The sequence below is a fragment of the Pseudonocardia sp. genome (genome assembly GCF_035305885.1).
GTDB lineage: Bacteria > Actinomycetota > Actinomycetes > Mycobacteriales > Pseudonocardiaceae > Pseudonocardia.
This window is the reverse complement of record NZ_DATGOP010000065.1, coordinates 90,485-113,845: the sequence shown is the minus strand read 5'-3', so window position 1 is coordinate 113,845 and position 23,361 is coordinate 90,485. Positions and strand designations below refer to the sequence as shown.

Genomic DNA, 23,361 nt, shown 5'->3' with positions numbered 1-23,361 from the left:
CGGTATCCCGGGGTCAACCGAGGATCTGTGCCAGGGAGCTGAGCGGCGGGAGCGAACCGACGCGGTCGGGGATCACGCGAGCGGATCCGGCGGGCAGGCCACCCCTCGGGGGCCCGGACGGCGCCTCGGCCCGGGGCATCCACTTCTCGTTCTCGGGGATGTCCAGGCCGTACGGGGCGTTCTGGGCCCCGCGGACGCTGATCGGGCTTCCCTCGGGTTCCGCGCAGTATGCCTTGCGGTTCGGCTCGACCTCCGAGGTGTCGCTGCCGGGCCGCCGGTCGGTGCTCTCGTAGCCCCGGGTGCAGGGGGGCGGGTCGAACAGGTTGATCACCAGTCCGAGGTGCGCGGTGCCGTCGCCGGGCACCACCGTGTAGGTCGTGGACGTGACGCCGGGGTAGGTGACGAGGATCTGCCGCAGCGCGGCCTGGCGCGGCTCGGCGACGCGGGAGGTGGTGAGCAGGTCGGCGATGAGCTGGCCCAGGCCGGTGCCGCTCTCCCGCAGCAGCGCCCTGATCTCGTGGGACGCCTTCGGGCCGTTGTCGATCAGCCGGCGCAGGTCCGGGTCGGATTCGGCCAGCTGGTCGGCGAGCAGGGCGAGGTCCTCGCTGAAGCTGCGGAACGAGCCCGCGACGTCGTTCTGCGTGGTGAGCACGGTGCGGCCGTCCTCGATCAGCTTCACCGTCTCCGGCAGGGCGTCCACGGCGTCCTCGGTGAACGCGTCGGTGGTGTCGAGCAGCTTCTGCAGCGGCAGCGCGGTGTTGGCGAAGGCGGCGCCGAGCTCGTCGACGGTGGTGCGCAGCGAGCCCAGCGGCACCGAGCGCACGAAGTCGTCGAGGCTCACCACCAGCTCCTCGACCGGCACCGGCGTGCTCGTGCGCCCGACCGGGATCACCGAGCCGTCCGCCAGGTACGGCCCGCCGTCGGAGGCGGGCAGCAGGTCGACGTACTGCTCGCCGATCGCCGACAGGTTGTGCACCTCCGCGTCGACGTCGGCGGGGATCGGCGGGGCGTCGCGGCGGATGTCCAGCCGCGCCTCCACCCCGCCCGGGGTGATGGACAGCTCCCCGACCCGCCCGACGCTCACCCCGCGGTAGGTGACGTCGGCGCCGGTGAAGATCCCGCCGGACGTGGCGAGCTGGACGCGCACGGGGTAGGTCGTCGCGCCGAACAGCTCGCCGAGCCCGGCGTAGCGGAATCCCGCGTAGCCGACGCCGATGACGGTGATCAGCAGGAACGCCACCAGCTGCAGCCGCACGACCTTGGTGATCACCGGCCACCTCCCAGCAGGCCGCCGAGCAGCCCGCCCTCGCGGCGCCCCCGGTCCTCGTCGTCGTCCTCGTCCTCGTCCTCCGGCGGCTCGGGCGAGCCCGAGGTCGGCAGGGGCTCGACCTCACCGGGGATCGGCAGCAGGTCGCCCTCGCCCAGCAGCGGGAAGTCCGGCAGCGACGGGCTCTGCGGGCCGAGCAGCGGGCCGAGCAGTTGCGAGGTGGGCGGCAGCATCCCGAGCGGGCCGTCGGGGCCGGGGAACGGCTCGCCCGAGCGCGCGAGGTCGGCGAGCAGGTTGCTGAGGTCGAGGTCGAGCGTGGCGTACAGGTTGGCGTAGTCGCCCGCGAACGCGTCGACCGTGCCGTCGCTGAACGGGAACGTGGGCAGCAGGCTCAACGAGTTGACCAGGTCGGGCCCGGACTCGACGAGCTTCGCGAGCACCGGCCGGAGCAGCTCGAGGTCGGCGACCACGTCGTCGTGGCTGCGCTTCACCACGTCGGTGGCCACGCCCGAGAGCCGGTCGAGCGCCTGCAGCATGTCGACGAGCTTGGCCCGCTGGTCCTCCAGCTCGCGCAGGCCCGGCGACAGGTCCTCCAGGGCCGTCTCGATCTGCCCGCGCCGGTCGCGCAGCGTGCCGGACAGGCGGTTGATCTCGTCGATGGCCCTGGTGATCTCGCCCTTGTGCTCGTCGAGCGCCCCGACCAGCACGTCGAGGTCGTCGAGGAGCGCGCGGATCTCCTCCTCGTTGCCGGTCAGCGCCTGGTTGAGCTCGCTCGCGATGGTCCGGATCTGGGCCACGCCGCCGCCGTTGAGCAGCAGCGACAGCGCGCCGAGCACCTCCTCCACCTCCGCGGCCCGGCTGGTGCGCAGCAGCGGGATGGTGGCGCCGTCGGCGATCCGGCCGGGCGCCGGGTCGCGCGGGGCGAGCAGCTCGACGAACTTCTCGCCGAGCAGGCTGGTGGTGCGCACCCGCGCGTTGACGTCGGGCGGCAGCACGACGTCGCCGTTGACGAGCACGGTGACCTGCGCCGTCCAGTCCGGTCCCACCTCGATGTCGCTGACCGTGCCGACGGGCACGTCGGCGACCTTCACGAGCGACTGGGGCACGAGGTCGACGACGTCGGTGAACTCGATCGTGAGCGAGTAGGGGGCGTCGCCGAGGTTCGCCCCGCCGGGCAGGTCGACCCCGCGCAGGCCGCCCGAGAGCACCCCGCAGCCGCTCGTGGCGAGCACGGCGGCCGCGGTCGCGGCGGCGGCGAGGCGGCGGATCACCGGCCACCCCCGAACAGCCAGGAGAAGCCGCCGGAGCGCTCCTCGGACTCGTCCTGCTCCTCGCCCTGGTTGCGCACGGAGCTCCTGGTCTGCTCGGTCTCCTCGGCCTCCTCGCGGTCCTCCTCGGGCTCGGCCGTCGGCGTCGGTCCGGGCCGCGGTGGCGCCGAGGTCGGCTCCGACTCCGCCCGCTCCTCATCGGGTTGCGCGCTCGGCTCCGCGCCGGGCAGCGGGAGCTCGGGCAGCGGGAGCTCGGGCAGGTTCGCGGGCGGCTCCCCCTCGGTGGGCAGCGCGAGCCCGGGGACGGGCGGCGGCTGGCCGCTCTGCAGCGCCGTGATGACGTCGGCGGCGCTGGGCAGGGGCACGAGACCGTCGAGGACCGGCGCGAGCTTGTCGCAGGCCGGCTGCAGGTCGATCGGGATGCCGCCGGCGCCGCGGCGCAGCAGCTCGCACACCAGCGCCGGGATCGGCATCGTCAGCTCGTTGATGTTCGCCCGGGTGTCGAGGGTGCCCGAGGCGCCGTTGTAGGCGAGCGAGAGGTTCCCGAGCGCGAGCGGCGCGACGTCGAGGACGTCGGCGAGCGCCTTGCGCTGGTCGACGAGCACCTCGGTGACGTCGGTGAGCCGGTCGACGTTCGACTTCACGAGCTCGCGGTTGTCCTTGACGAAGGCCGCCACCTCGCCGAGGGCGATGGACAGCTCCCGCACCGCGGTGGCGAGTTCGCCCCGCTCGTCGGCGAGGAACCCGGCGACGTCGGCGAGCCGCTCGTTGAACTCGCGCACCTCGGCGTCGTTGGCGGCGAGCATGGACGTGAACGACTGCAGCTCGCGCACCGTGCCGAAGAGGTCCTCGCGGGAGTCGGCGAGCGTGCCCGACAGCTCGCCGAGGTTGCGGATCGTGTCGTTGACGGCCTGGCCGTTGCCGTCGAGGTTGGCCGCCGCGACGTCGAGGGCGTCGGCCAGCGCGCCGTCGGAGTTCACCCCGTCCGGTCCGAGGGCCTTGGCGAGCTCGTCGGCGGTGCGGGCGAGGTCGTCGACCCCGAGCGGCACCGCCGTGCGCTCCAGCGGGATCACGTCCCCGTCGCGCAGCTCGGGGCCGCCCGAATAGGTGGGGGTCAGCTGGATGAAGCGGCCGGTCACCAGGCTCGGCGAGACGACGACCGCCTTGGCGTCGGCGGGCAGCTTCAGGTCGGGGTCGTCGATGCGCATCTCGACGCGGACCCGGGTGCCCTCGGGGGTGATGGAGACGATGTCGCCGACCGGAACCCCGAGCACCCGCACCGAGTTGTCCTCGAACACCCCGGTGGCCGAGGTGAAGTAGGCGGTGATCATCCGCGCCGGCTGGTTCATCACGAGGTAGACGCCGCTCGCCAGCAGCACGGCGATCACCGCGGCGAGGCCGGTGAACTGCAGGTGCCTGCGGTCGGTGTCGGTGAGCGGCATCAGAGCTCCCCGTGGGAGGTGCTGGGCGCGGGAACGGGGAGCGTGCATCCGGCGGGGGGCATGTCAGCATCCCTCCGGGTTGATCGGGCCCGCCGAGGGCGGCAGCAGCGCGCAGACGTAGTTGTCGAACCACTCGCCGTTGCCCGTGGCGTTGGCGAAGTACCGCACGAACACCGCGAGGTCGCGGATGCCCGCGCCGAGGGAGTCGCGGTTGCGCTGCAGCAGCGCCGCCACCCGGTCGAGCTGCTCCAGCGTGGGGCGAAGCTGCTCGGAGTTGTCGGCGACGAGGCCGCGCAGCTGCTCCGACAGCGCGATGGTGCCGTCGAGGAGCCTGCTGATCGCCTCGCGGCGCCGCTGCAGCTCGGCCAGCAACAGGTTGCCGTCCTCCAACAGCTTCTCGACCTCGGCGTTGCGGTCGGCGAGCACGCCGGCGAGCTCGTGGGTGCCCGCGAGCAGCCTGCGGATCTCCTCGTCGCGGCTCGCGATCGTGGTCGACAGCCGCGACAGCCCGTCGAGCGCGCCGCGGATCTCCGGCGGGGTGTCCCGGAACGTCTCCGAGAGGGTGTCCAGGCTCTCCGCCAGCTGCGCGGTGTCGACCTGGTCCAGCGTGCCGGACAGCCCGTCGAACGCCTCCACCACGTCGAACGGCGACGCGGTGCGCGAGAGCGGGATCGTGGCACCCGGTTCGAGCTCCGCGTCGCCCTGCGGGTCGAGGGCGAGCGTCTTCGCGCCGAGCAGCGTGCGGATCTCGATCGACGCCGACGTGCGGTCCCCGACCCAGGCGTCGGTGACCCGGAACGTGACCAGCACGCGGTCGCCCGCGAGCTCGACGTCCTGCACGCGGCCCGCCTCGACGCCCGCCACCGTGACCATGTCGCCCTCGGCGAGCCCGGCGGCCTCGCGGAACTCGGCCTTGTAGGTGGTGCCACCTCCGAAGATCGCGGGGCCGTTGAACGCCAGCACCACGACGAGCACGATCACCAGCAGGCCGATGATCGCGGTCGCGACGGGGTTGCGCGTCTGCGGCATCAGCTGCCCCCCGGCAACAGGTTCGACAGCAGCGGCAGGTCGGGCGCGGAGAGCTGCGGCGCGCCCTCCTCACCGCCCGGCAGCGGCAGGTCGGGCACGGGCAGCTCCGGCACGCCCCCGTCGCCGCCCGGGAGCGGCAGTTCGGGCAGCGGGATCCCGACGAGCTCGTCGGTGTTCCCGCTGTCGCCGCCGTCGGGGTCGGAGCCGCAGCGCTCGACGCCGCTGCGGAACACCGGGATCTCGAACGCCGGGATGTAGGGCTCGAGCCCGATGCTCCCGCTCGCCCCGCACAGGTAGAAGTTGAACCAGCTGCCGTAGCTGCCCGCGCGGATGACCTTCTTGAGCTTCGGCGGCAGGTTCCGGATCGTCCGCTCGAGGTGCTCGTCCTGGGCGTTGAGGTTCTCGGCCAGCTCGCCGAGGAGACGGATGTCGTCCTTCAGCGGCGGCCGGGCGTCCTCGAGCAGGTCCGCGGTGACGTGCGTGAGCTCGCCGATCGACACGATCGCCTCGCCGATCGGCTCGCGGTCCTCGGCCAGCCCGGAGACCAGCGCCTGCAGGGAGCTGATCAGCTCCGACAGCTGCTCGTCGCGCGCGTTGACGGTGTCGAGCACCGCGTTCAGGTTGTCGATCACCTGGCCGATCACCTCGTCGCGGTCGGCGAGGGTGTTGGTGAGCGATGCGGTGTGGGCGAGCAGGCTCTTCACGGTGCCGCCCTGGCCCTGCAGCACCTGGATGATCTCGAAGGCGAGCTGGTTGACCTGCTCCGGGTCGAGCGCGGTGAGCAGCGGCTTGAACCCGTTGAACAGCACGGTGAGGTTGAGCGGCGGGCGGGTGCGCTCGACGGGGATCGTGCCGCCCGGCGGCAGCGTCTCCCCCGTGGGGCCCGCCCCCTGCTCCAGCGCGAGGTAGCGCTGCCCGATGAGGTTGCGGTACAGGATCGACGCCTGCACCGACGCCGGGAGCGGCTGGTCGGCGGCCACGCTGAACTCGACCTCGGCGAACCGGCGGTCGGCGATCCGCACGTCCTCGACCGAGCCGACGACCACGCCCGCGATCCGCACGTCGTCGCCGGGCAGCAGGCCGCTCGCGTCGGTGAAGCGCGCGGTGTAGGTGAGGCGGTCGCCGCCCGCGGCGTTGGCGATGGTCAGGGCGAGCACCGTGGTGCACATCGCCACCACGACCGCGAACACCACGAACTTGACCAGCGGCGCGACCGGGATCCGCCTCATGTCAGCTTCACCTCGGTCCCGCGGTAGAGCGGACCGACGAGCATCGTGCTCCAGGCGGGCACCGCATCGGGCGAGGTGCCCTGCTGCAGCGCGAGCAGCTCGCTCACGACCTGCCGCTCACCCGGCGAGTTCGGCACGCCCATGTCGGCGCCCGAGTAGGAGGTCGGGACGGCCCCGAAGTCCTCCGCGTCGCCGAACTGGGTGGTGGTCGGCGGGTTGGCGTGCGGCTCGGTGCCGTCCTCGAACGGCCCGTCCGGCGGCTGGTCCGGCCCCGGGATCACGATCGGGTAGCAGCGCGGGCCGCGGTCGTCGAGGTAGCGCGGCTCGTCCTGGTTCGGGATGTACTTGCCCTGGCTCGCCGGGATCTCGATCGTGGCGCGCAGGCCGGGGTTCTCGGTGCCCGCGCCGAACGCCTCGTCCAGCCGGGGCACGAGGCCCGCGAGCTGGTTGAACAGGCACGGGAACTCCGGCGCGTACCGGGCGAGCGTGGCGAGCGTCGGGCGGGCCGAGTCGGCGAGCGCGATGATGTTCTCGCCGTTGGCGTCCAGGAACGCGCGCAGGTCGTCCGAGGCCGCGGTGACGCTGGTGAACAGCGTGCGCAGGTCGTCGCGCTGCTCGACGACCGTGCGGCTGGTGACGGTGAAGTCCTCGAGCGCGTCGAGCAGGTCGGGCGCGGCCGCGTCGACGTTGCGGGCGAAGTCGGCGAGCTCGGTGATGTCGGCCTGCAGGTCCGGGATGGACGGGCGCAGGCCGGAGGTCAGCTCCTGCAGCCGCACGAGCGTCTCCCCGAGCTGCTCGCCGCGGCCCTCGAGGGCCTGCGACAGCGCGCCGAGCGTGGTGGCGAGCTCCTGCGGCTCGACGGCGGTGAGCAGCGGCAGCAGGCCGTCGAGCACGCGCTCGAGCTCGCGGGCCGACTCGCTGCGGTCCATCGGGATCACGTCGCCCGCCGACAGCGGCTGCGCCCGGGGCCCGTCGGGGAGCACGAGCGAGACGTACCGCTCGCCGAAGAGCGTCTTGGGGATCAGCCGCGCCGAGACGTTGGACGGGATCAGCTCCGCCTTGTCCCGGTCGATGAGCATCTCGACCGTGGCCTTCTGCCCGTCGGTGGAGACGGAGGTGACCTTCCCGACGTCCAGGCCGCGCACCTTCACGTCGGCCTTCTCGGCGAGCTGGTTGCCGACCCGGTCGACCTGGAGCGTCACCGGCACGCCGCGGTCGAACGCCCCGGCGTAACTGCCGACCGACAGCCCGACGAGCGCCAGCAGCACGACGACGAACAGCAGCCCCTGCAGCCTGCGTTTCATCCCGCCACCCGCACCGAGGTCTCGGTGCCGAACAGCACCAGCGTGAGGAAGAAGTCGAGGATCGCGGTGCTCACGATCGACAGCCGCACCGAGCGGCCCACCGCGGTGCCCACACCCGCCGGGCCGCCCTTGGCCGTGTACCCGTAGTGGCAGTGGATCAAGATGATCACGATCGCGAAGACGATCACCTTGAGGTACGAGTACAGGACGTCGCTGACCGGCAGGAACAGGTCGAAGTAGTGGTCGTACGTGCCGCCGGCGAGCCCGTTGATCAACGTGACGTTCAGCCGGGACGCGGCGAAGCTCGCGAGCAGGCCGATCGTGTACATCGGGATGATCGCGATGACGCCGGCGATCATGCGCGTGGTGATGAGGAACGGCACGCTGGGCACCGCCATCACCTCGAGCGCGTCGACCTCCTCCGAGATCCGCATCGCGCCCAGCTGCGCGGTGAAGCCCGCGCCGAGCGTCGCGGTGAGCGCGGCGGCGGCCACCAGCGGCGCGATGTCGCGGGTGTTGAAGTAGGCCGTGATGAAGCCGGTGAGCGCCTCGACGCCGAGGGAGTCGAGCGCCCGGAAGCCCTGCAGGCCCACGAGGCTGCCGACGAACAGCGACAGCGACAGCATGACGCCCGCGGTGCCGAGGATGACGATGAGCGCGCCGGACCCGAAGCTGACCTCGGCGAGCAGGCGGCCGATCTCACCGCGGTAACGGCGGAGCGTGCGCGGGGTCCACGCGATCGCGCGGACGTAGAGCGAGAGCTGGTCGCCCAGCTGGTCGAGGACGTTCAGGGGGGCGTTCACCGCACGCCGCGCCCGGCCGTTGAGCAGCGCCACCTCACGACCCCTTCGGCGGGACGAGCTCGAGGTACAGGCCCGTGACCACGAGGTTGATCAGGAACACCAGGACGAACGAGATGACGACGGACTGGTTCACCGCGTCCCCGACGCCCTTGGGGCCGGGCGGGGGGTTCAGCCCCCGGTACGCCGCGACGATCCCCGCCGTGAACCCGAACAGGAACGCCTTGATCTCGCTCACCACGATGTCGGAGACCTGGGCGACCGCGGAGAAGCTCGCGATGTACGCCCCGGGCGTGCCGCCCTGGACGATCACGTTGAAGAAGTAGCCGCCCGCCACGCCGACCACGCTGGCGAGGCCGTTGAGCACCACCGCGGTGGTGGCCATCGCGAGCACCCGCGGCACCACGAGGCGCTGGATCGGCGAGATTCCCAGCACCTCCATCGCCGCGATCTCCTCGCGGATCGTGCGCGCCCCCAGGTCGGCGCAGACCGCGCTCCCGCCCGCGCCGGAGATCAGCAGGGCCGTGACGATCGGGGCCGCCTGCTGCACGATCGCGAGCACGCTGCCCGCTCCGGTCTGGCTCTGCGCGCCGAACTGGCGGGTGAGCTCGGCGAGCAGCAGCGCGATCGTGGCGCCGAAGGGGATCGTGAACAGCGCCGTCGGCAGCGCGGAGACCTTGGTGACGAACCAGGTCTGCTCGATGTACTCGGCCAGCTGGAACGGCGGGCGGAAGGTGTTGCGCACCACCGCCACCCCGAGGCCGAACATCCTGCCGACCGGGGTGAGGGCACGGGTGATCGGGGCCGGAGCGGTCATCGTGCCCCTACTGCCGGCCCTGGTCGCGGGCCGTCGGGTCGTCGTACCCGGGGTCGAAGCCGCCGATCACCTCGGTGGGCTCGTCCCGCGTGAGCTCCCGGGAGGCGAACCGCGGCCGGGGCAGCGGCCGGGAGATCGGGCCGGTCGCCGGCTCGCCGGGCACGTCGTCGTGGGCGTAGGCCTCGCGGATGGCCTGCTGCGCGGCGGGCGGCAGCGTCGGCAGCATCTGCAGCACGCGCTCGCGCCTGCGCGCGACGGCCTTGCGCTCCCCCAGCCCCGGGCTCGGCTGCAGCTGCGGTTTGAGCGGGGGAAGGCCCTCCAGCTCGCCCGCCTGCTCCATCTCCCGGGCGATCTGCGCGCTGTCCTTCTCCTCCGACATGCCGATCGGGCCCTCGCGGCGGCCGTTGAGGAATTGCGCGACCACCGGTTCCTCCGAGGTCAGCAACACCTCCCGCGGGCCGAACATGGCCAGGTGCTTGCGGTAGAGCATCCCGATGTTGTCCGGCACCGTCTGGGCGGTGTTGATGTCGTGGGTGACGATCAGGAACGTCGCGTCGGTCTGCGCGTTCAGATCGATGATCAGCTGGTTGAGGTAGGCGGTGCGCACCGGGTCGAGGCCCGAGTCCGGCTCGTCGAACAGGATGATCTCGGGGTCGAGCACCAGCGCCCGCGCGAGCCCGGCGCGCTTGCGCATCCCGCCGGAGATCTCACCCGGCAGCTTGTCCTCGTCGCCGGTGAGGCCGACCATCGCCATCTTCTCCTCGACGATGTCGCGGATTTCGGCCTCGGACTTGCGGGTGTGCTCGCGCAGCGGGAACGCGATGTTGTCGTAGAGGTTCATCGAGCCGAACAGCGCGCCGTCCTGGAACAGCACGCCGAACAGCTTGCGCAGCTCGTAGAGGCGCGACTCCGAGCAGCGCACGAGATCGGTGTCGTGGATGAAGATCGAGCCCCGGTCCGGTTTCAGGAGCCCGATCAGGGTCTTCAGGAACACCGACTTGCCCGTGCCCGACGGGCCGAGCAGCACCGACACCTCGCCCGGCGGCAGCGTGAGCGTGACATCGGACCAGATGTTGGCGCGGCCGAAGGACTTCGTCAGCCCTTCCACCCTCACCTCGACACCCGCCACCGACGCCTCCTGAAACCTCTCCGTTCCGGGCAGGGCCGACGCTGGCGAAGTGCGGGGCGGCCGGCTGCCCGTAACGGCTCAACGACACCCGCCGAGGCGGGTTACTCGCCAGTTAGGTACCGAGCCGGAAGTTGCTCCGATCGGACCGTAGCAGGTCCACCGGGAGCAGTACGCGCTTACCCTGAGCCCTCATTTCGATCTTCGATTCGGCTCGTGCGAACGGCCTATTCGCCCGGTGGAGCGGCGGGGGAACACCGCCGTCAGGCGCGCGCCCGGAGCACCCGGCCCAGCGCGTCGTGCAGTGCCGCCCGCTCGGTCGGCTCGAGGGGGGCGAGCAGCTCGGCGGCCACCTCGTCGGCGAGCGCGCACATCTCGTCCAGCTGCTCCCGCCCCCGGTCGGTGAGCGAGACGACGCGGCGGCGCCGGTCCGCGGGGTCCACCGACCGCTCGACGAGGCCGCGCCGCTGCAGCTCGTCGAGGGTGGTCGTGGTGTCGCTGGGGTCCAGGCGCACCGCGCGCGCGAGCGCGAGCTGGCTCGCGGCGCCGGAGTCGGCGAGGGCGGCGAGCACCGCCATGTGGCGCAGGGGCAGCCCGCGCTCGGCCAGCCGGTCGTCGAGCGCGTGCTTGCCCAGCCGACCCACCCGGGACAGCAGGTAGACCGTGAGATCGAGCAGCGGGGCCGGGTCCATCCGCCAAGGAGTTTCGGCGTGTCCCTCGACGGACTGGGGTTCCTCGTCGGCGAGCTCACCGGGCGGGAGGAGGTCAGCGCCACGCCGTGGGCCGAGGGCGGGCCCGCCACCGCGCGGGCGACCGGCGAGTGGGCCCTCGACGGCGGCCTGCTCGTCCAGCACCACGTGCAGGAGCGCGACGGCGCGGCCGTGTTCGGCACCCTCAACGTCTTCACCACCGACCCGGCGACCGGCGACGTCCTGCTCTACGCGTTCGACAGCGTCGGCTACCCGCCCGAGCCGGCCGCCCGTGGCACGTGGCACGGCGAGGAGCAGGTGCTCGAGCGCACCACGGAGCGCGGGTCGGCCCGCACGAGGTTCACCCCGACCCCGGACGGCTACCGGTGGAGCAAGGAGTTCCGGGCGCCGGGCTCCGACGTGTGGTCGCCGGTGGTGGCGGGCGAGCTGCGCCACGCCTGATCCGCGGCCGCGAGCTGCACGGCGTCCTCTTCGTGGAAGCGCTCCTCGAGCGCCTCGGGGCTCGCGTCCAGGTCGATGGTGCGCAGGTCGGCACCGCGGGCCGTCTCGATGGCCCCGAGGCGGCGGCCCACCTTGTCCATCGCGTACTCGGCCATCTCGTTCATGTCGACGCCGAACGGCGGCGGGCCGTCCCAGCGCTCGAACGTCGCGGTGACCACCCCCATGGCGGGCACGAGCAGCTCCTGCATCCGCTCGTCGACCGCGTCCCACAGTGCGTCGTCGGCGGCGACGTGGCGGCGGCAGGTGAACGTCCCCCACGCCATGTGGCGGCGCTCGTCGTCGCCGATGTGCTTGATGATCCGCTGCATCCCGGGCAGGATCCCGCGGCTCGCGCAGATCTTCTGCCAGGAGAAGTAGCCGGTGAGCGCGAGCGTGCCCTCGACGATGTGGTTGTAGGTGACCGACGCCCTGATCTGGTTGCGCGGCGACGGGTCGTCGGCGAGCGCGTGCAGGCTCTCCGGCAGCTCCTTGGCGAAGATCTGCTGGTACGGCTCGTTGTCGGCGATGTAGGAGTGCAGGTCGTCGGTGATGCCGACGGCGTCGAACCAGCGGCGGAAGGCCTCGGTGTGCTTGGCCTCCTCGTAGACGAACTGGGTCAGGTACATCTCGTCGGCGAGCCTGCCCTCGGCGGCCATCGCCGCGAGGAACGGCTGCAGGTCCTGGGTGACCGACTCCTCGCCCGCCATGAACTGCGCGGCGAGCGAGCACGTCCAGTACCGCTCGGCGTCGGTCATCGCGGCGAAGTCGGCCGCGTCCTGGCCGAGGTCGATGTCGGCCGGGTTCCACTGGCGGGCGTTGCCCTTGGCGAACAGCCGCATCGGGAACGAGTCGAAGTTGATGCCGCCCTTCCGCAGGCTGGTGAAGCCGGTGCGCTCGGACATCGTCGTCCTCCCTAGAACCGGATGAGGCCGCGGATGTTGCGGCCTTCGCGCATGTCCTGGTAGCCGGTGTTGATCTCTTCGAGCCGGTACTCGCGCGTGATCAGCTCGGCGAGCTTGAGCCGGCCGAGGTTGTGCATCTCCAGCAGCCGGGGCACGTCGTGCTGGCCGTTGGAGCTGCCGAAGAGCGCCCCGCGCACCTGCTTCTCGTAGAGGGTGAGCTCGAGCAGCGACATCGACACGGTGTCCTCGCCGGGGTGGCCCAGCGCCGTGACGACCACCCGGCCGCGCTTGCCGACGAGCTGGAGCGCGGGCTGCAGCTGGTCGCCCTCGGCGACGCCGGTGGTGAGGATCGCGGCGTCGGCCAGCTGGCCGCGGGTGATCGACGAGACGGTGTTCCACGCCTCGTCCATGCTCGCCGCGACGTGCGTGGCGCCCAGCTCCAGCGCCTTCTCCCGCTTGAACCCCACCGGGTCGACCGCGACCACGTAGCGGCAGCCCGCGATCCGCGCCCCCTGCACGGCGTTCGCGCCGATCCCGCCGACCCCGATCACGACGGCGGTGTCGCCCGCGCGCAGGTCGGCGGAGCGGACCGCCGAGCCGAACCCGGTGGTGACGCCGCAGCCGACGAGCGCCGCGAGGTGCAGCGGGAACCCCTCGTCGATCTTGACGACGGACTTGACCGGCACGACCGTGTGGCGGGCGAACGTGCCGAGCAGGCACATCTGGCCGACGTCCTGGCCGCGGGCGTGGAAGCGGTAGGTGCCGTCCAGCTGCGGGCCGAGGGTCGCGCCCGCGCCGTCGTCGCAGAGCGCGGTGAAGCCGCGCACGCACCAGCTGCAACGCCCGCAGCTGGGCAGGAAGGTCATGACGACCGGGTCGCCGACCTCGACCTCGGTGACCCCGGGGCCGACCTCGACGATGCGGCCCGCGCCCTCGTGGCCACCGACCATCGGGTACGCGACCGGCAGGTCCCCGGTGACCAGGTGCTCGTCGGAGTGGCACAGGCCGCTCGCCGCGAGCTCCACGAGCACCTCGCCGGCCCGCGGGCCGTCGAGCTCGACCTCCTCGACCTCCCACTTGCCGCCGAGTTCCCAGAGCACCGCCGCCGTGGTCTTCATGCGACGAGCATGACGGCGATCACGCCGTCCCGCAGGGGGCCACGGGGTCCTGTCGTGGCCCGCGGGTGCCACCGGCCGTCACGGGCCGTCACGCGGCGGGGAGCGGGAGCTCCAGGTGGGCCACCAGGCCGCCCCCGTCGCGCGGGAGGAGGCGCAGCTCGCCGTCCATCGCCGCGACGATGGCCTCGACGATCCACAGCCCCAGCCCCGCGGTGCCGCGCCGCTCCCCGAGCGCGACCCCCTTGGCCGTCACCACGCCCTCCTGGCCGGGCGGCAGGCCGGGGCCGCGGTCGCGCACCTCGGCGACGAGCCGCCCGTCGGCGTGGTGCAGGTCGAGCTCGACCGGGGCGTCGCCGCTGTGCCGGGCGGCGTTCTCGACGAGGTTGGTGAGCACGCGCCGCAGGCGTTGCGGGTCGCAGCGCACGGCCGCGTCCGGTGGCTCCACGCGCGCCACCCGCCGCTGCGGGGCGACCGCCGCGGCGTCGAGGACGGCGGTGGCGAGCTCGGCGAGCCGCACGGTCCGCTCGCGGACCCGGCCCAGCGGGCTGCCCTCCTGCACGGCGACGTCGGCGAGGCCGTCCAGCATGTCGCGCAGGTGGACGGCGTGCTCGGCGAGCAGGCGGGTGGCCGTCTCCCGCGCGGAGCCGGAGAGCCTGCCCGCGGCGAGGTCCGCCGAGAGCGCCGTCAGCGAGGCGACCGGCGTGCGGAACTCGTGCAGCACGACGCGCACGCCGTCCATCCGCGCCTGCTGGGCGGCGAGCAGCCGGGCCCGCAGGTCGCGCTCCTCGAGGAACGCCTCGTGCTCGGCGCGCGCCTGCGCCCGCGACTCGGCGGCCGCCTCGTACTGGTGCTCCAGCATCCGCAGCAGCACCCCGACGAGCACGGCGGCCGCGACGAGGTAGCCGGTCCACCACACGCCGGTCCACCACCGGTCGGAGACCGGGACGTCCGGGTCGGAGCCGGCCAGCGCCGCGACCGTGAACCCCGCCCCCACCGCGAGCGCCCCGAGCCTGCCCACCACGACGCCGCCGCGCAGCGCGCCCGCGATCACGACCAGCGGCAGGATCGCGACGAGCACGCTGTCGGCGCCGCCGGTGAGGCCGCAGCCCACCACCGCGAGCACCGCGTCGATCGACGTGGCGAGGCGCGGCGGCACGAGGCGCCGCCCGCGCCACTGCGCGACCGCGAGCACCAGCGCGTAGCCCAGGGTGGCCAGCACGAGCGCCCCGAGCAACGACGCCCGGCCGCGGGCGAGGCCGGGGTCCACGGCGAGCGCCAGTCCGACCGAGCCGACCGCCAGCAGCCGGATGACGACGGCGGTGCGCTCCTCGACCGACCGCAGCGGGCCGGTGGGACCGTCGGTGTGCACCGCGCCAGCATTCCCCACCGCGCGGCGGCTACGGTCCTCGCGTGCGGGACGGCCGGTACGTCGTGGTCATCGTGGACGACCACGCCCTGTTCTCCCAGGGCCTCGCGCTCCTGCTCGAGTCGCGGGCGGGGGACGCGTTCACCGTCGCGGGCTCGACGACGGCAGGCGAGGAGGCCGTCGCGCTCGTGGGGCGCGAGGCCGCCGACATCGCGATCGTCGACCTCGCGCTCCCACCGCTGGGCGGCGTGGAGGCGATCCGGCGGATCACCGCCGCGTACCCGCGCACCCGGACCCTCGCCCTGTCCGGCACCGAGGACCCGGGCCTCGCGATCGCCGCCCTGCGGGCCGGGGCCGCGGGGTTCCTGGCGAAGTCGGCCGACCCCGAGGTGCTGGTGGCGCCGCTGCTCACGATCGCAGCGGGCGTCCGGGTCGTGCCGGCCGACCTGCTCGACGCACTGCTCGCGGCGGGGTGCCGCGCGGGCCACGAGGTCGTCGACCGGCTGGAGGAGCGGGAGCTGCGGCTGTGGGTCCTGCTCGCGCGGGGCCTGGAGACCAGCGAGATCGCCAAGGCGATGCTCGTGAGCGAGCGCACGGCGAAACGCATGATCGCGAGCCTGCTGCACAAGGTCGGCGCGGCCAACCGGATCGAGGCGGCCGCGCTGGCCGGCCGGTACGGCCTGCTGGACGACGCGCCGCTGCGCTCGCCCTGACCGGCGTTGGCACCGACCCGTTGGCCCGTGCGGGCCGAGAGTGGCCCGATCGTGGGGTCGCCGCCGCACCGCGGGCTCGGCGAGACTCCTCGGCGTCCCCGACGGATGAGGAGGCTCGCGGTGGCGGCGTTTCGCGACGAGGCGGAGGTCTACGAGTACCTCGGCGGGATCTTCCGACGCGGCATGCAGGACCCGGTGCTCGTGGAGAAGCTGCGCCCCACCGGGATCGTGCTGCGCATCACCTACACCGAGCCGGACGCGGTGCTCACGGTGGACATGCCGAACGCCGAGCTCCACGAAGGGGCGGGCAACGGGCCGGAGCCGAACGTCGAGCTGTTCATGACCGCCGACACCGGCAACCGGTTCTGGCTCGGCAAGGTCGTCCTGCCGGTCGCGCTCGCGAAGGGGCAGGTGCGGGCGAAGGGGCCGGTCGCCAAGCTGCTCACCGTGCTGCCGCTGGCGAAGGGCATGTTCGGGCCGTACCGGGAGCAGCTGGAGGCCGCGGGCCGCACCGATCTCCTCAGCGCGTGAGCCCGAACGGGTGACCCGCGGTTGGGCCGCCGGGCCTACGCCGATACTCCCCTGTGGACACCGTGTGGCTCGACGTCAGCATGTGGACCGGCCTGCGCGGCACCTTCCACCCGTACATGGACGTCGCCTGCGAGGCGCCCGACCCACCACCGGCCGACGAGGGTGAGTGGCAACGGTGGGCCGTGGCCTACCTGGAGGCCGTCGCGCGGGGGGAGGGGTGGCAACCGGGCCGCTACGCCTACCAGGCCGAACGCCGCGACGTGGGCGGGCACGCGGTCGCCGTGCTGACCCGGGGCCAGTGGGAGTGGACACCGACCGCTGCCCCGGGCTGATGCCGCCGCCTAGGATTGGCCTGCTCAAGCAAAGCCAATCCTGGAGGTGGCCGGGTGGACCGCACCGCCGAGCGCCGGATCGGCGCCCGCAGCTTCGCCCGGCTGCTCGGCGACTGGCGCCCGCCGGACGGGCGGGGCCTCGCCGACGCGCTCGCCGAGCGGATCCGGCTGCTCGTGCTCGACGGACGGCTGCCGCTGCACACGCGGCTGCCCGCCGAACGCGAGCTCGCCGCGGCCATCGGGGTCAGCCGCACGACGGTGGCCACCTCGTACGACGCGCTGCGCGGCGAGGGCGTGCTGCGCAGCAGGCGCGGGGCGGGCAGCTGGACCCAGCTCCCGGCCGGCCCGCCGGACGACGCGGGCCCGGCCCCGTTCTCCCCGCTCGGCGACGACGCGCTCTACGACCTCGCGCACGCCGCCCCGTCCGCCCCGTCCGCCGCGCTGCGGGCGGCCGCCGCGGCCGCGGTGCGCGACCTCGACGTCCTGCTCGCGGGGCACGGCTACGACCTCAGCGGCCAGCCCGCCCTGCGCGCCGCGATCGCCGCCCGCTACACCGCCCGCGGGCTGCCGACCTCGCCCGACCAGGTGCTGGTCACGGCCGGCGCCGTGCACGGCATCCACCTCGCGCTCACCGTGCTGGCCGGGCCGGGTGACCGCGTGCTCGTCGAGCACCCCACCTACCCCAACGCGCTCGGCGCGATCACCACCCGCGGCGCCCGGCCCGTGCCGGTGCCGATGGCACCCGACGCGGACGGGCGCAGCCGGTGGGACCTGGACCTCCTCACCTCGGCCGTCCGCGACGCCGCGCCCCGGCTCGCCTACCTCATCCCCGACTTCCAGAACCCCACCGGCGCCCTGCTCGACGACGCCGACCGGGCCCGGCTCGTGGAGCTCGCCCGGCGCACCGGCACCCCGCTGCTGGTCGACGAGACCCTCACCGACCTGGCGCTGGACGGCCAGGAGGTGGTGCCGGTGGCCGCGCACGGCGCCGCCGACTCCCCGCTCGTGCTCTCCATCGGCTCGGCGAGCAAGTCGTTCTGGGGCGGACTGCGGATCGGCTGGATCCGCACCTCCGCCGCGATGGTGCGCCGGCTCGCGGCCGCGCGGGCCGGGGTCGACCTCGGTGGGCCCGCGCTGGAGCAGCTCACCGTCGCGCGGCTGCTCGCCGAGCACGACGAGCAGGTCCTCGCCGAACGGCGCCGCGAGCTCGCGGCCGCCCGCGACCACCTCCTCGGCCGGCTCGCCCGCACCTTCCCGGGCTGGCGGCCGTCGCGCCCCACCGGGGGGCTCGCCCTGTGGGTCGATCTCGGCAGGCCCGAGTCGAGCCGCCTCACCGCCGCCGCGCGGCGCCACGACGTCCTGCTCGCGGCCGGACCGCGGTTCGGCCTCGACGGGGCGTTCGAGCGGTACCTGCGGCTGCCCTACACGCTGCGGCCGGACCGGCTGGACGAAGCCGTCGACCGGCTCGCCGCCGCCTGGGCCGCGCTCGACCGCGCGGGCCCCGCCTTCGAGGGCGAACCCGTCGCCGTCGCCTGATCTCCGCGCTCTCGCGGAGGTAGGGTCCCCGTGGTCGGATCCGGGGTCGGACGGAGGCGGATGAGCACTGCGACGGGACCGCTGGCCGGGTTGAAGGTCGTCGAGCTCGCCGGGATCGGTCCGGGCCCGCACGCCGCGATGGTGCTCGCCGACCTCGGCGCCGACGTCGTGCGCGTCGACCGGCCGTCCGGCGGGCTGCAGCTCGGCGACCCGGCGGTCGACCCGACGCTGCGCGGCAGGCGGCGGGTCTCGGCCGACCTCAAGGACCCGGCGGGCCGGGAGACGGTGCTGCGCCTCGTCGAGCACGCCGACGTGCTGCTCGAGGGGTACCGGCCGGGCGTCACGGAACGGCTGGGCGTCGGCCCTGCCGACTGCCACGCGCGCAACCCGCGGCTGGTCTACGGCCGGATGACCGGATGGGGCCAGGACGGGCCGCTCGCGCCGCGCGCCGGCCACGACATCAACTACATCGCGCTGACCGGCGCCCTGCACGCGATCGGCCGGGCCGGGGACCGGCCCGTCCCGCCGCTGAACCTCGTCGGCGACTTCGGCGGCGGGTCGATGCTGCTGCTCGTGGGTGTGCTCGCCGCGCTCTGGGAGGCGCAGCGGTCCGGTCGGGGCCAGGTCGTCGACGCCGCGATGGTCGACGGCTCCTCGCTGCTCGTCCAGATGGTGTGGGGGATGCTCGCGCAGGGAATGTGGCGCGACGAGCGCGGGTCCAACCTGCTCGACGGGCACGCGCCCTTCTACGACACCTACACGTGCGCGGACGGCAGGCACGTCGCCGTCGGCGCGCTCGAGCCGCAGTTCTACGCCGCGCTGCTCGCCGGGCTCGGCCTCGACGGCGAGGACCTGCCCGCCCAGTACGACCAGTCCGGCTGGCCGGCGCTGCGCGCCCGCTTCACCGAGGTGTTCGCCACCCGCACCCGCGACGAGTGGGCGGAGGTGTTCGCCGGTACCGACGCGTGCGTCACCCCGGTGCTGTCGTTCGCCGAGGCGCGGGAGCACCCGCACCTGGCCGCCCGCGGCACCATCGTCGAGCGGGACGGGGTGCCCCAGGCCGCGCCCGCGCCGCGGTTCTCCCGAACCGCGCCCGCGGTGCCGGGGCCGCTCGCCGACCCGGAGCCGGTGGAGCAGGTCCTGGCCGACTGGTCCCGCTGACGCGTCCGGCCCCGACTCACCCGCACCCAGCCCGCGACTCGCGCACACCAGGGCGCGACTCGCCGAGGTGTCGGCGAGTCGCGGTGTGGGTGCGCGCGAGTCGGGGGCTGGACGCGACGAAGCCCCCGGCGCGCGGGAGGTGCGCCGGGGGCTTCGCGAGCGGGTGGGGCCTGCGTCAGGCGGCCGCCTCGTCCACCAGCAGGTTGCGGGTGCGGTTCGGGTCGACCGGGATGCCGGGGCCCATCGTCGTGGTGAACGTGACCTTCTTCAGGTACCGGCCCTTGGCCGCGGACGGCTTGGCCCGCAGGATCTCCTCGAGGGCGGCGGCGTAGTTCTCCACCAGCTTCTCGGTGTCGAACGACGTCTTGCCGATGACGATGTGCAGGTTGGCCTGCTTGTCCACCCGGAAGTTGATCTTCCCGCCCTTGATGTCCTGGACGGCCTTGGCCACGTCCGGGGTGACGGTGCCGGTCTTCGGGTTCGGCATGAGGCCGCGCGGGCCGAGGATGCGGGCGATCCGGCCGACCTTCGCCATCTGGTCGGGCGTGGCGATCGCCGCGTCGAACTCCAGCCAGCCGCCCTGGATGCGCTCGATGAGGTCGTCCGAGCCGACGACGTCGGCGCCGGCGGCCTCGGCCTCCGCGGCCTTCTCACCGGTGGCGAACACGATGACGCGCGCCGTCTTGCCGGTGCCGTGAGGCAGGTTCACGGTGCCGCGGACCATCTGGTCGGCCTTGCGGGGGTCGACGCCGAGCCGCATGGCCACCTCGACGGTGGCGTCCATCTTGGTGGTCGACGTCTCCTTCGCCAGCCGGGCGGCCTCGAGCGGGGTGTAGAGGCGCCCCGGCTCGATCTTCTCCACGGCCTGGCGGTAGGCCTTGCTGCGCTTTGCCATTGCTCTGTACTCCTCGGTCGAGTGGTGGTGCGAGCCGAGCCAGCTCTCCCACGCGTGCTTCGTCGGCCGGTCAGCCGTTGACGGTGATGCCCATCGACCGGGCGGTGCCGGCGATGATCTTGGCGGCCTGGTCGACGTCGTTGGCGTTGAGGTCGCGCATCTTGGTCTGCGCGATCTGCCGCACCTGCTCCATGGTGACCGAACCGACCTTGGTCTTGTGCGGCTCGCCGCTGCCCTTCTCCACACCGGCGGCCTTGAGCAGCAGCTTGGCGGCGGGCGGCGTCTTGAGCTCGAAGGTGAACGAGCGGTCCTCGTACACCGAGATCTCGACGGGCACCACGTCGCCGCGCTGCGACTCGGTGGCGGCGTTGTACGCCTTGCAGAACTCCATGATGTTGACGCCGTGCTGGCCGAGCGCGGGGCCGACGGGCGGGGCGGGCGTGGCGGCACCCGCCTTGATCTGGAGCTTGATGATCGCGGAGAGCTTCCGCTTCTTGGGAGGCATGTCGTTTCCCTGTCGTGGTTGTCCTACGCGCCGCGGACCTGCCTACCGCGGCGGGGGTCAGATCTTCGAGACCTGGCTGAACGCCAGCTCGACGGGGGTCTCGCGGCCGAAGATCGACACGAGGACCTTGAGCTTCTGCGCGTCGACGTTGACCTCGCTGATCGTGGCCGGGAGCGTGGCGAACGGGCCGTCCATGACGGTGACCGACTCGCCCACCTCGAAGTCGACCTCGACGGCCGGCTTGCCCGGGGCGCCGGTGTCGACGTCGGCCTTGGCGCCTGCGCCCGCCGCGGCCTGCTGCTTGGGCTCGGTCTTCGGGAGCAGGAACTTGATGACGTCGTCGATCGACAGCGGCGACGGGCGCGACGTGGCGCCGACGAAGCCGGTGACGCCGGGCGTGTTGCGGACGACGGCCCACGACTGGTCGTTGAGCTCCATCCGCACGAGGATGTAGCCGGGCAGCACCTTGCGCTGCACCTGCTTGCGCTGCCCGTTCTTGATCTCGGTGACCTCTTCGGTCGGGACCTCGACCTGGTAGATGTAGTCCTCGGCGTCCAGCGTCTGGATGCGGGTCTCGAGGTTCTGCTTGACCTTGTTCTCGTAGCCCGCGTAGGAGTGCACGACGTACCACTCGCCGGGGGCGCGCCGCAGCGCGGCCCGCATCTCCTCCACCGGGTCGACCTCTTCGTCGCCGTCCTCGGCGTCGCCTGCGGTGTCCTCGGCCTCGGCGTCGTCGGCCCCGGTGTCGTCGGCCTCGGTGTCAGCAGCCTCGGCGGCGTCGTCGCCGGCGTCGGTGGTGTCGTCCGCGTCCGTGAGCCCGGCGTCGGCGGCCTCGGCCGGCTCCTCGACGGCGTCCGCGGCCTCCGCCGCGCCATCGAGCTGGTCAGCCTCGCGCTCGGTCACGTGCCTCTCGCTTCCTTCGTCCGTGTCGTGCGTTGTGGCGGCCGGCGTCACGTGCCGAACAGGTACAAGACACCCTGCGCGAACACGAAGTCCAGCAGCCAGACCAGCGCGACCATGAACGACACGAAGACCAGCACGACGATCGTGTAGGTGACGAGCTGGTTGCGGGTCGGCCAGATGACCTTCCGCAGCTCGGCCACCACCTCGCGCAGGAACCGGGCGATCCTGCCGAACAGCGACGCGCGCGCCGGGCGAGCCTCGCGGACCGCGGCCCGCCCGCCCCGGGAGTCGCCGGTGGGCGCAGGCCCGGAGCGCCGACCCCGACGGTCGGCGGCGGTGCGCGGGCGTTCCCGCCCGTCCCCGCGCGCCTCGCGTTCCTCAGTCACGCTCGCATCCTCCAGCTCACCCGCGGCCCGAGCCGCTGTTCGCAACTTGCTCCGATCCAGCACATCCTGCAGTGGCAGGGGCGACAGGACTTGAACCTGCAACCTGCGGTTTTGGAGACCGCTGCTCTGCCAATTGAGCTACGCCCCTAGACCAGCTCCGGCCCACGGCCGGAGGGGAGCGCCGCTGATGCGACACACCCAGCAGGTCGAGTGTACGGCACCGCATTCGGGCGCCTTCCACCGCACACCCCCCGTGGCCCACCGGGGCGGTGCGCGACCCGCTGAGGGAGGATGCTGCCATGGCTGCCAGCACCTCGACCACCTCGGCCCCCGCCACCCGCCGCATCTCCGCCCGCATCGGCGGCATCGCCGAGTCGGCGACGATGGCGGTGGACGCGAAGGCGAAGGCGCTGAAGGCCGCCGGGCGCCCCGTGATCGGCTTCGGCGCCGGGGAGCCGGACTTCCCCACGCCGGCCGCGGTGGTCGCGGCGGCCGAGGCGGCGTGCGCCGACCAGCGCAACCACCGCTACACGCCCGCCGCGGGCCTGCCCGAGCTGCGGGAGGCGATCGCCCAGAAGACGCTGCGCGACTCCGGCCTGGAGATCTCGCCGTCGCAGGTGCTCGTCACCAACGGCGGGAAGCAGGCCGTCTACCAGGCGTTCGCCACGCTCGTCGACCCGGGCGACGAGGTGCTGCTGCCCACGCCGTACTGGACGACGTACCCGGAGGCGATCGCGCTGGCCGGCGGCGTCACCGTGCCGGTCGTCTGCGGCCCGGAGGCGGGCTACCTGCCGTCGGTGGAGCAGCTCGAGGAGGCCCGCACCGAGCGCACGAAGGTGCTGCTGTGGTGCTCGCCGTCGAACCCGACGGGCGCGGTGGCCTCCCGCGAGCTCACCGAGGCGGTCGGGCGCTGGGCCGTCGAGCACGGCATCTGGGTGATCACCGACGAGATCTACGAGCACCTCGTCTACGACGGCGCGGAGGCGGTGTCGATGCCGGTCGTCGTGCCCGAGCTCGCCGACACCTGCGTGATCGTCAACGGCGTCGCGAAGACCTACGCGATGACCGGCTGGCGGGTGGGTTGGCTCGCCGGGCCCGCCGACGTCGTCAAGGCGGCCACCAACCTGCAGTCGCACGTGTCGTCGAACGTCTGCAACATCTCGCAGCGGGCGGCGCTGGCGGCGATCACGGGCCCGCTCGACGCGGTGCACGAGATGCGGGAGGCGTTCGACCGCAGGCGCCGCACGATCGTGGAGCTGCTGCGGGCGATCCCGGGCGTGGAGTGCCCCACCCCGCGCGGCGCGTTCTACGCCTACGCCTCGGTGCAGGGGCTGCTGGGCAAGGAGCTGCGCGGCTCGCGCCCGCGGACGAGCGTGGAGCTGGCCGCGGCCGTGCTGGAGCACGCCGAGGTCGCGGTGGTGCCGGGCGAGGCGTTCGGCACGCCCGGCTTCTTCCGGCTGTCCTACGCCCTCGGCGACGACGACCTGCGTACCGGCGTGGAGCGCATGGGCGCGCTGCTCGCCGAGGCGCGCTAGCCGGGA

The 23,361-nt window shown here is 73.4% G+C and carries 24 protein-coding genes and 1 tRNA gene; 7 read left to right on the top strand and 18 right to left on the bottom strand.

The genetic code is table 11. From position 1 onward, the window contains the following. Positions 1-13: 13 nt before the first annotated feature. The 10 genes from VKZ81_RS13540 to VKZ81_RS13495 all read right to left on the bottom strand — a co-directional run bounded on the left by VKZ81_RS13540 (position 14) and on the right by VKZ81_RS13495 (position 10,974). Positions 14-1,270: an MlaD family protein gene (locus tag VKZ81_RS13540; protein ID WP_324241873.1), complete on the bottom strand. Its 1,257-nt coding sequence runs from the start codon at positions 1,268-1,270 to the stop codon at positions 14-16. Next, the gene (locus VKZ81_RS13535) at positions 1,267-2,538 is read right to left on the bottom strand and encodes an MCE family protein (protein ID WP_324241872.1); all 1,272 of its coding nucleotides are present in this window, start codon (positions 2,536-2,538) and stop codon (positions 1,267-1,269) included. The genes VKZ81_RS13540 and VKZ81_RS13535 overlap by 4 nt, the downstream gene beginning before the upstream one ends. Beyond that, on the bottom strand, positions 2,535-3,977 hold the full coding sequence (locus VKZ81_RS13530; protein WP_324241871.1) for an MCE family protein: 1,443 nt from the start codon (positions 3,975-3,977) through the stop codon (positions 2,535-2,537). Before VKZ81_RS13530 ends, VKZ81_RS13535 begins: the two co-directional genes overlap by 4 nt. A 63-nt stretch (positions 3,978-4,040) precedes the next feature. Further along, the gene (locus tag VKZ81_RS13525) at positions 4,041-5,006 is read right to left on the bottom strand and encodes an MCE family protein (protein WP_324241870.1); all 966 of its coding nucleotides are present in this window, start codon (positions 5,004-5,006) and stop codon (positions 4,041-4,043) included. Further along, positions 5,006-6,235, bottom strand: coding sequence for an MCE family protein (locus tag VKZ81_RS13520; protein ID WP_414709371.1), 1,230 nt, complete (start codon positions 6,233-6,235; stop codon positions 5,006-5,008). The genes VKZ81_RS13525 and VKZ81_RS13520 overlap by 1 nt, the downstream gene beginning before the upstream one ends. Continuing rightward, entirely contained in the window at positions 6,232-7,539 is a 1,308-nt protein-coding gene (locus tag VKZ81_RS13515; protein ID WP_324241869.1) for an MCE family protein, read from the bottom strand. Before VKZ81_RS13515 ends, VKZ81_RS13520 begins: the two co-directional genes overlap by 4 nt. Then, positions 7,536-8,375 carry an MlaE family ABC transporter permease gene (locus VKZ81_RS13510; RefSeq protein WP_324241868.1) on the bottom strand — a complete coding sequence of 280 codons (840 nt, stop codon included), beginning with the start codon at positions 8,373-8,375 and terminating at the stop codon, positions 7,536-7,538. Before VKZ81_RS13510 ends, VKZ81_RS13515 begins: the two co-directional genes overlap by 4 nt. A gap of 1 nt (position 8,376) precedes the next feature. Beyond that, positions 8,377-9,156 (bottom strand): MlaE family ABC transporter permease, encoded by a 780-nt coding sequence (locus VKZ81_RS13505; protein ID WP_324241867.1) that lies wholly within the window; start codon positions 9,154-9,156, stop codon positions 8,377-8,379. Positions 9,157-9,163: 7 nt separating this feature from the next. After that, positions 9,164-10,285, bottom strand: a complete 1,122-nt coding sequence (locus VKZ81_RS13500) for an ABC transporter ATP-binding protein (protein ID WP_324241866.1) — start codon at positions 10,283-10,285, stop codon at positions 9,164-9,166. 260 nt (positions 10,286-10,545) lie between these two features. Further along, entirely contained in the window at positions 10,546-10,974 is a 429-nt protein-coding gene (locus tag VKZ81_RS13495; protein WP_324241865.1) for a MarR family winged helix-turn-helix transcriptional regulator, read from the bottom strand. 18 nt (positions 10,975-10,992) lie between these two features. On the opposite strand from VKZ81_RS13495, the gene VKZ81_RS13490 reads away from it, so the two are divergent. Beyond that, positions 10,993-11,433 carry a DUF1579 domain-containing protein gene (locus tag VKZ81_RS13490; protein ID WP_324241864.1) on the top strand — a complete coding sequence of 147 codons (441 nt, stop codon included), beginning with the start codon at positions 10,993-10,995 and terminating at the stop codon, positions 11,431-11,433. On the opposite strand, the gene VKZ81_RS13485 is transcribed toward VKZ81_RS13490, so the two are convergent. From VKZ81_RS13485 to VKZ81_RS13475, 3 genes are all read right to left on the bottom strand, one after another. Beyond that, positions 11,352-12,374, bottom strand: a complete 1,023-nt coding sequence (locus VKZ81_RS13485) for a R2-like ligand-binding oxidase (protein ID WP_324241863.1) — start codon at positions 12,372-12,374, stop codon at positions 11,352-11,354. The two genes, VKZ81_RS13490 and VKZ81_RS13485, sit on opposite strands and share 82 nt — an antisense overlap. 11 nt (positions 12,375-12,385) lie before the next feature. Further along, positions 12,386-13,492, bottom strand: a complete 1,107-nt coding sequence (locus VKZ81_RS13480; RefSeq protein ID WP_324241862.1) for an NDMA-dependent alcohol dehydrogenase — start codon at positions 13,490-13,492, stop codon at positions 12,386-12,388. A gap of 88 nt (positions 13,493-13,580) precedes the next feature. Beyond that, positions 13,581-14,861 (bottom strand): HAMP domain-containing sensor histidine kinase, encoded by a 1,281-nt coding sequence (locus VKZ81_RS13475; protein WP_324241861.1) that lies wholly within the window; start codon positions 14,859-14,861, stop codon positions 13,581-13,583. A gap of 41 nt (positions 14,862-14,902) precedes the next feature. Between VKZ81_RS13475 and VKZ81_RS13470 the strand changes: the two genes are divergently transcribed. The 5 genes from VKZ81_RS13470 to VKZ81_RS13450 all read left to right on the top strand — a co-directional run bounded on the left by VKZ81_RS13470 (position 14,903) and on the right by VKZ81_RS13450 (position 19,131). Further along, positions 14,903-15,571 carry a response regulator transcription factor gene (locus VKZ81_RS13470; RefSeq protein WP_324241860.1) on the top strand — a complete coding sequence of 223 codons (669 nt, stop codon included), beginning with the start codon at positions 14,903-14,905 and terminating at the stop codon, positions 15,569-15,571. Positions 15,572-15,691: 120 nt separating this feature from the next. Further along, complete coding sequence (locus tag VKZ81_RS13465) at positions 15,692-16,102, top strand: sterol carrier protein (protein ID WP_324241859.1); 411 nt, start codon at positions 15,692-15,694, stop codon at positions 16,100-16,102. 53 nt (positions 16,103-16,155) lie between these two features. Beyond that, entirely contained in the window at positions 16,156-16,434 is a 279-nt protein-coding gene (locus VKZ81_RS13460; RefSeq protein WP_324241858.1) for a hypothetical protein, read from the top strand. Between the two features lie 54 nt (positions 16,435-16,488). Continuing rightward, the gene (gene yczR / locus VKZ81_RS13455; RefSeq protein ID WP_324241857.1) at positions 16,489-17,970 is read left to right on the top strand and encodes a MocR-like transcription factor YczR; all 1,482 of its coding nucleotides are present in this window, start codon (positions 16,489-16,491) and stop codon (positions 17,968-17,970) included. Positions 17,971-18,030: 60 nt separating this feature from the next. After that, positions 18,031-19,131 (top strand): CaiB/BaiF CoA transferase family protein, encoded by a 1,101-nt coding sequence (locus VKZ81_RS13450; RefSeq protein WP_324241856.1) that lies wholly within the window; start codon positions 18,031-18,033, stop codon positions 19,129-19,131. A 175-nt stretch (positions 19,132-19,306) separates the two neighbouring features. On the opposite strand, the gene rplA is transcribed toward VKZ81_RS13450, so the two are convergent. The 5 genes from rplA to VKZ81_RS13425 all read right to left on the bottom strand — a co-directional run bounded on the left by rplA (position 19,307) and on the right by VKZ81_RS13425 (position 21,968). Next, positions 19,307-20,026 (bottom strand): 50S ribosomal protein L1, encoded by a 720-nt coding sequence (rplA, locus tag VKZ81_RS13445; RefSeq protein WP_324241855.1) that lies wholly within the window; start codon positions 20,024-20,026, stop codon positions 19,307-19,309. 70 nt (positions 20,027-20,096) lie between these two features. Further along, positions 20,097-20,531, bottom strand: a complete 435-nt coding sequence (gene rplK, locus VKZ81_RS13440; RefSeq protein ID WP_324241854.1) for a 50S ribosomal protein L11 — start codon at positions 20,529-20,531, stop codon at positions 20,097-20,099. Positions 20,532-20,588: 57 nt separating this feature from the next. Further along, the gene (gene nusG / locus VKZ81_RS13435) at positions 20,589-21,434 is read right to left on the bottom strand and encodes a transcription termination/antitermination protein NusG (RefSeq protein WP_324241853.1); all 846 of its coding nucleotides are present in this window, start codon (positions 21,432-21,434) and stop codon (positions 20,589-20,591) included. A 47-nt stretch (positions 21,435-21,481) separates the two neighbouring features. Beyond that, positions 21,482-21,820, bottom strand: a complete 339-nt coding sequence (secE, locus tag VKZ81_RS13430) for a preprotein translocase subunit SecE (RefSeq protein ID WP_324241852.1) — start codon at positions 21,818-21,820, stop codon at positions 21,482-21,484. A gap of 72 nt (positions 21,821-21,892) precedes the next feature. Continuing rightward, positions 21,893-21,968 (bottom strand) — tRNA-Trp (locus VKZ81_RS13425). A gap of 151 nt (positions 21,969-22,119) precedes the next feature. Between VKZ81_RS13425 and VKZ81_RS13420 the strand changes: the two genes are divergently transcribed. Beyond that, entirely contained in the window at positions 22,120-23,355 is a 1,236-nt protein-coding gene (locus tag VKZ81_RS13420) for a pyridoxal phosphate-dependent aminotransferase (RefSeq protein WP_324241851.1), read from the top strand. Positions 23,356-23,361: the final 6 nt, after the last annotated feature.

Excerpts from the sequence above, each read along its gene's own strand:
- VKZ81_RS13420 (WP_324241851.1), top strand. The coding sequence starts at position 22,120 with ATGGCTGCCAGCACCTCGACCACCTCGGCCCCCGCCACCCGCCGCATC.
- VKZ81_RS13450 (WP_324241856.1), top strand. The coding sequence starts at position 18,031 with ATGAGCACTGCGACGGGACCGCTGGCCGGGTTGAAGGTCGTCGAGCTC.
- rplK (WP_324241854.1), bottom strand. The coding sequence starts at position 20,531 with ATGCCTCCCAAGAAGCGGAAGCTCTCCGCGATCATCAAGCTCCAGATC.
- VKZ81_RS13530 (WP_324241871.1), bottom strand. The coding sequence starts at position 3,977 with ATGCCGCTCACCGACACCGACCGCAGGCACCTGCAGTTCACCGGCCTC.
- VKZ81_RS13515 (WP_324241869.1), bottom strand. The coding sequence starts at position 7,539 with ATGAAACGCAGGCTGCAGGGGCTGCTGTTCGTCGTCGTGCTGCTGGCG.
- VKZ81_RS13495 (WP_324241865.1), bottom strand. The coding sequence starts at position 10,974 with ATGGACCCGGCCCCGCTGCTCGATCTCACGGTCTACCTGCTGTCCCGG.
- VKZ81_RS13520 (WP_414709371.1), bottom strand. The coding sequence starts at position 6,235 with ATGAGGCGGATCCCGGTCGCGCCGCTGGTCAAGTTCGTGGTGTTCGCG.
- rplA (WP_324241855.1), bottom strand. The coding sequence starts at position 20,026 with ATGGCAAAGCGCAGCAAGGCCTACCGCCAGGCCGTGGAGAAGATCGAG.
- VKZ81_RS13480 (WP_324241862.1), bottom strand. The coding sequence starts at position 13,492 with ATGAAGACCACGGCGGCGGTGCTCTGGGAACTCGGCGGCAAGTGGGAG.
- VKZ81_RS13505 (WP_324241867.1), bottom strand. The coding sequence starts at position 9,156 with ATGACCGCTCCGGCCCCGATCACCCGTGCCCTCACCCCGGTCGGCAGG.
- VKZ81_RS13485 (WP_324241863.1), bottom strand. The coding sequence starts at position 12,374 with ATGTCCGAGCGCACCGGCTTCACCAGCCTGCGGAAGGGCGGCATCAAC.
- VKZ81_RS13525 (WP_324241870.1), bottom strand. The coding sequence starts at position 5,006 with ATGCCGCAGACGCGCAACCCCGTCGCGACCGCGATCATCGGCCTGCTG.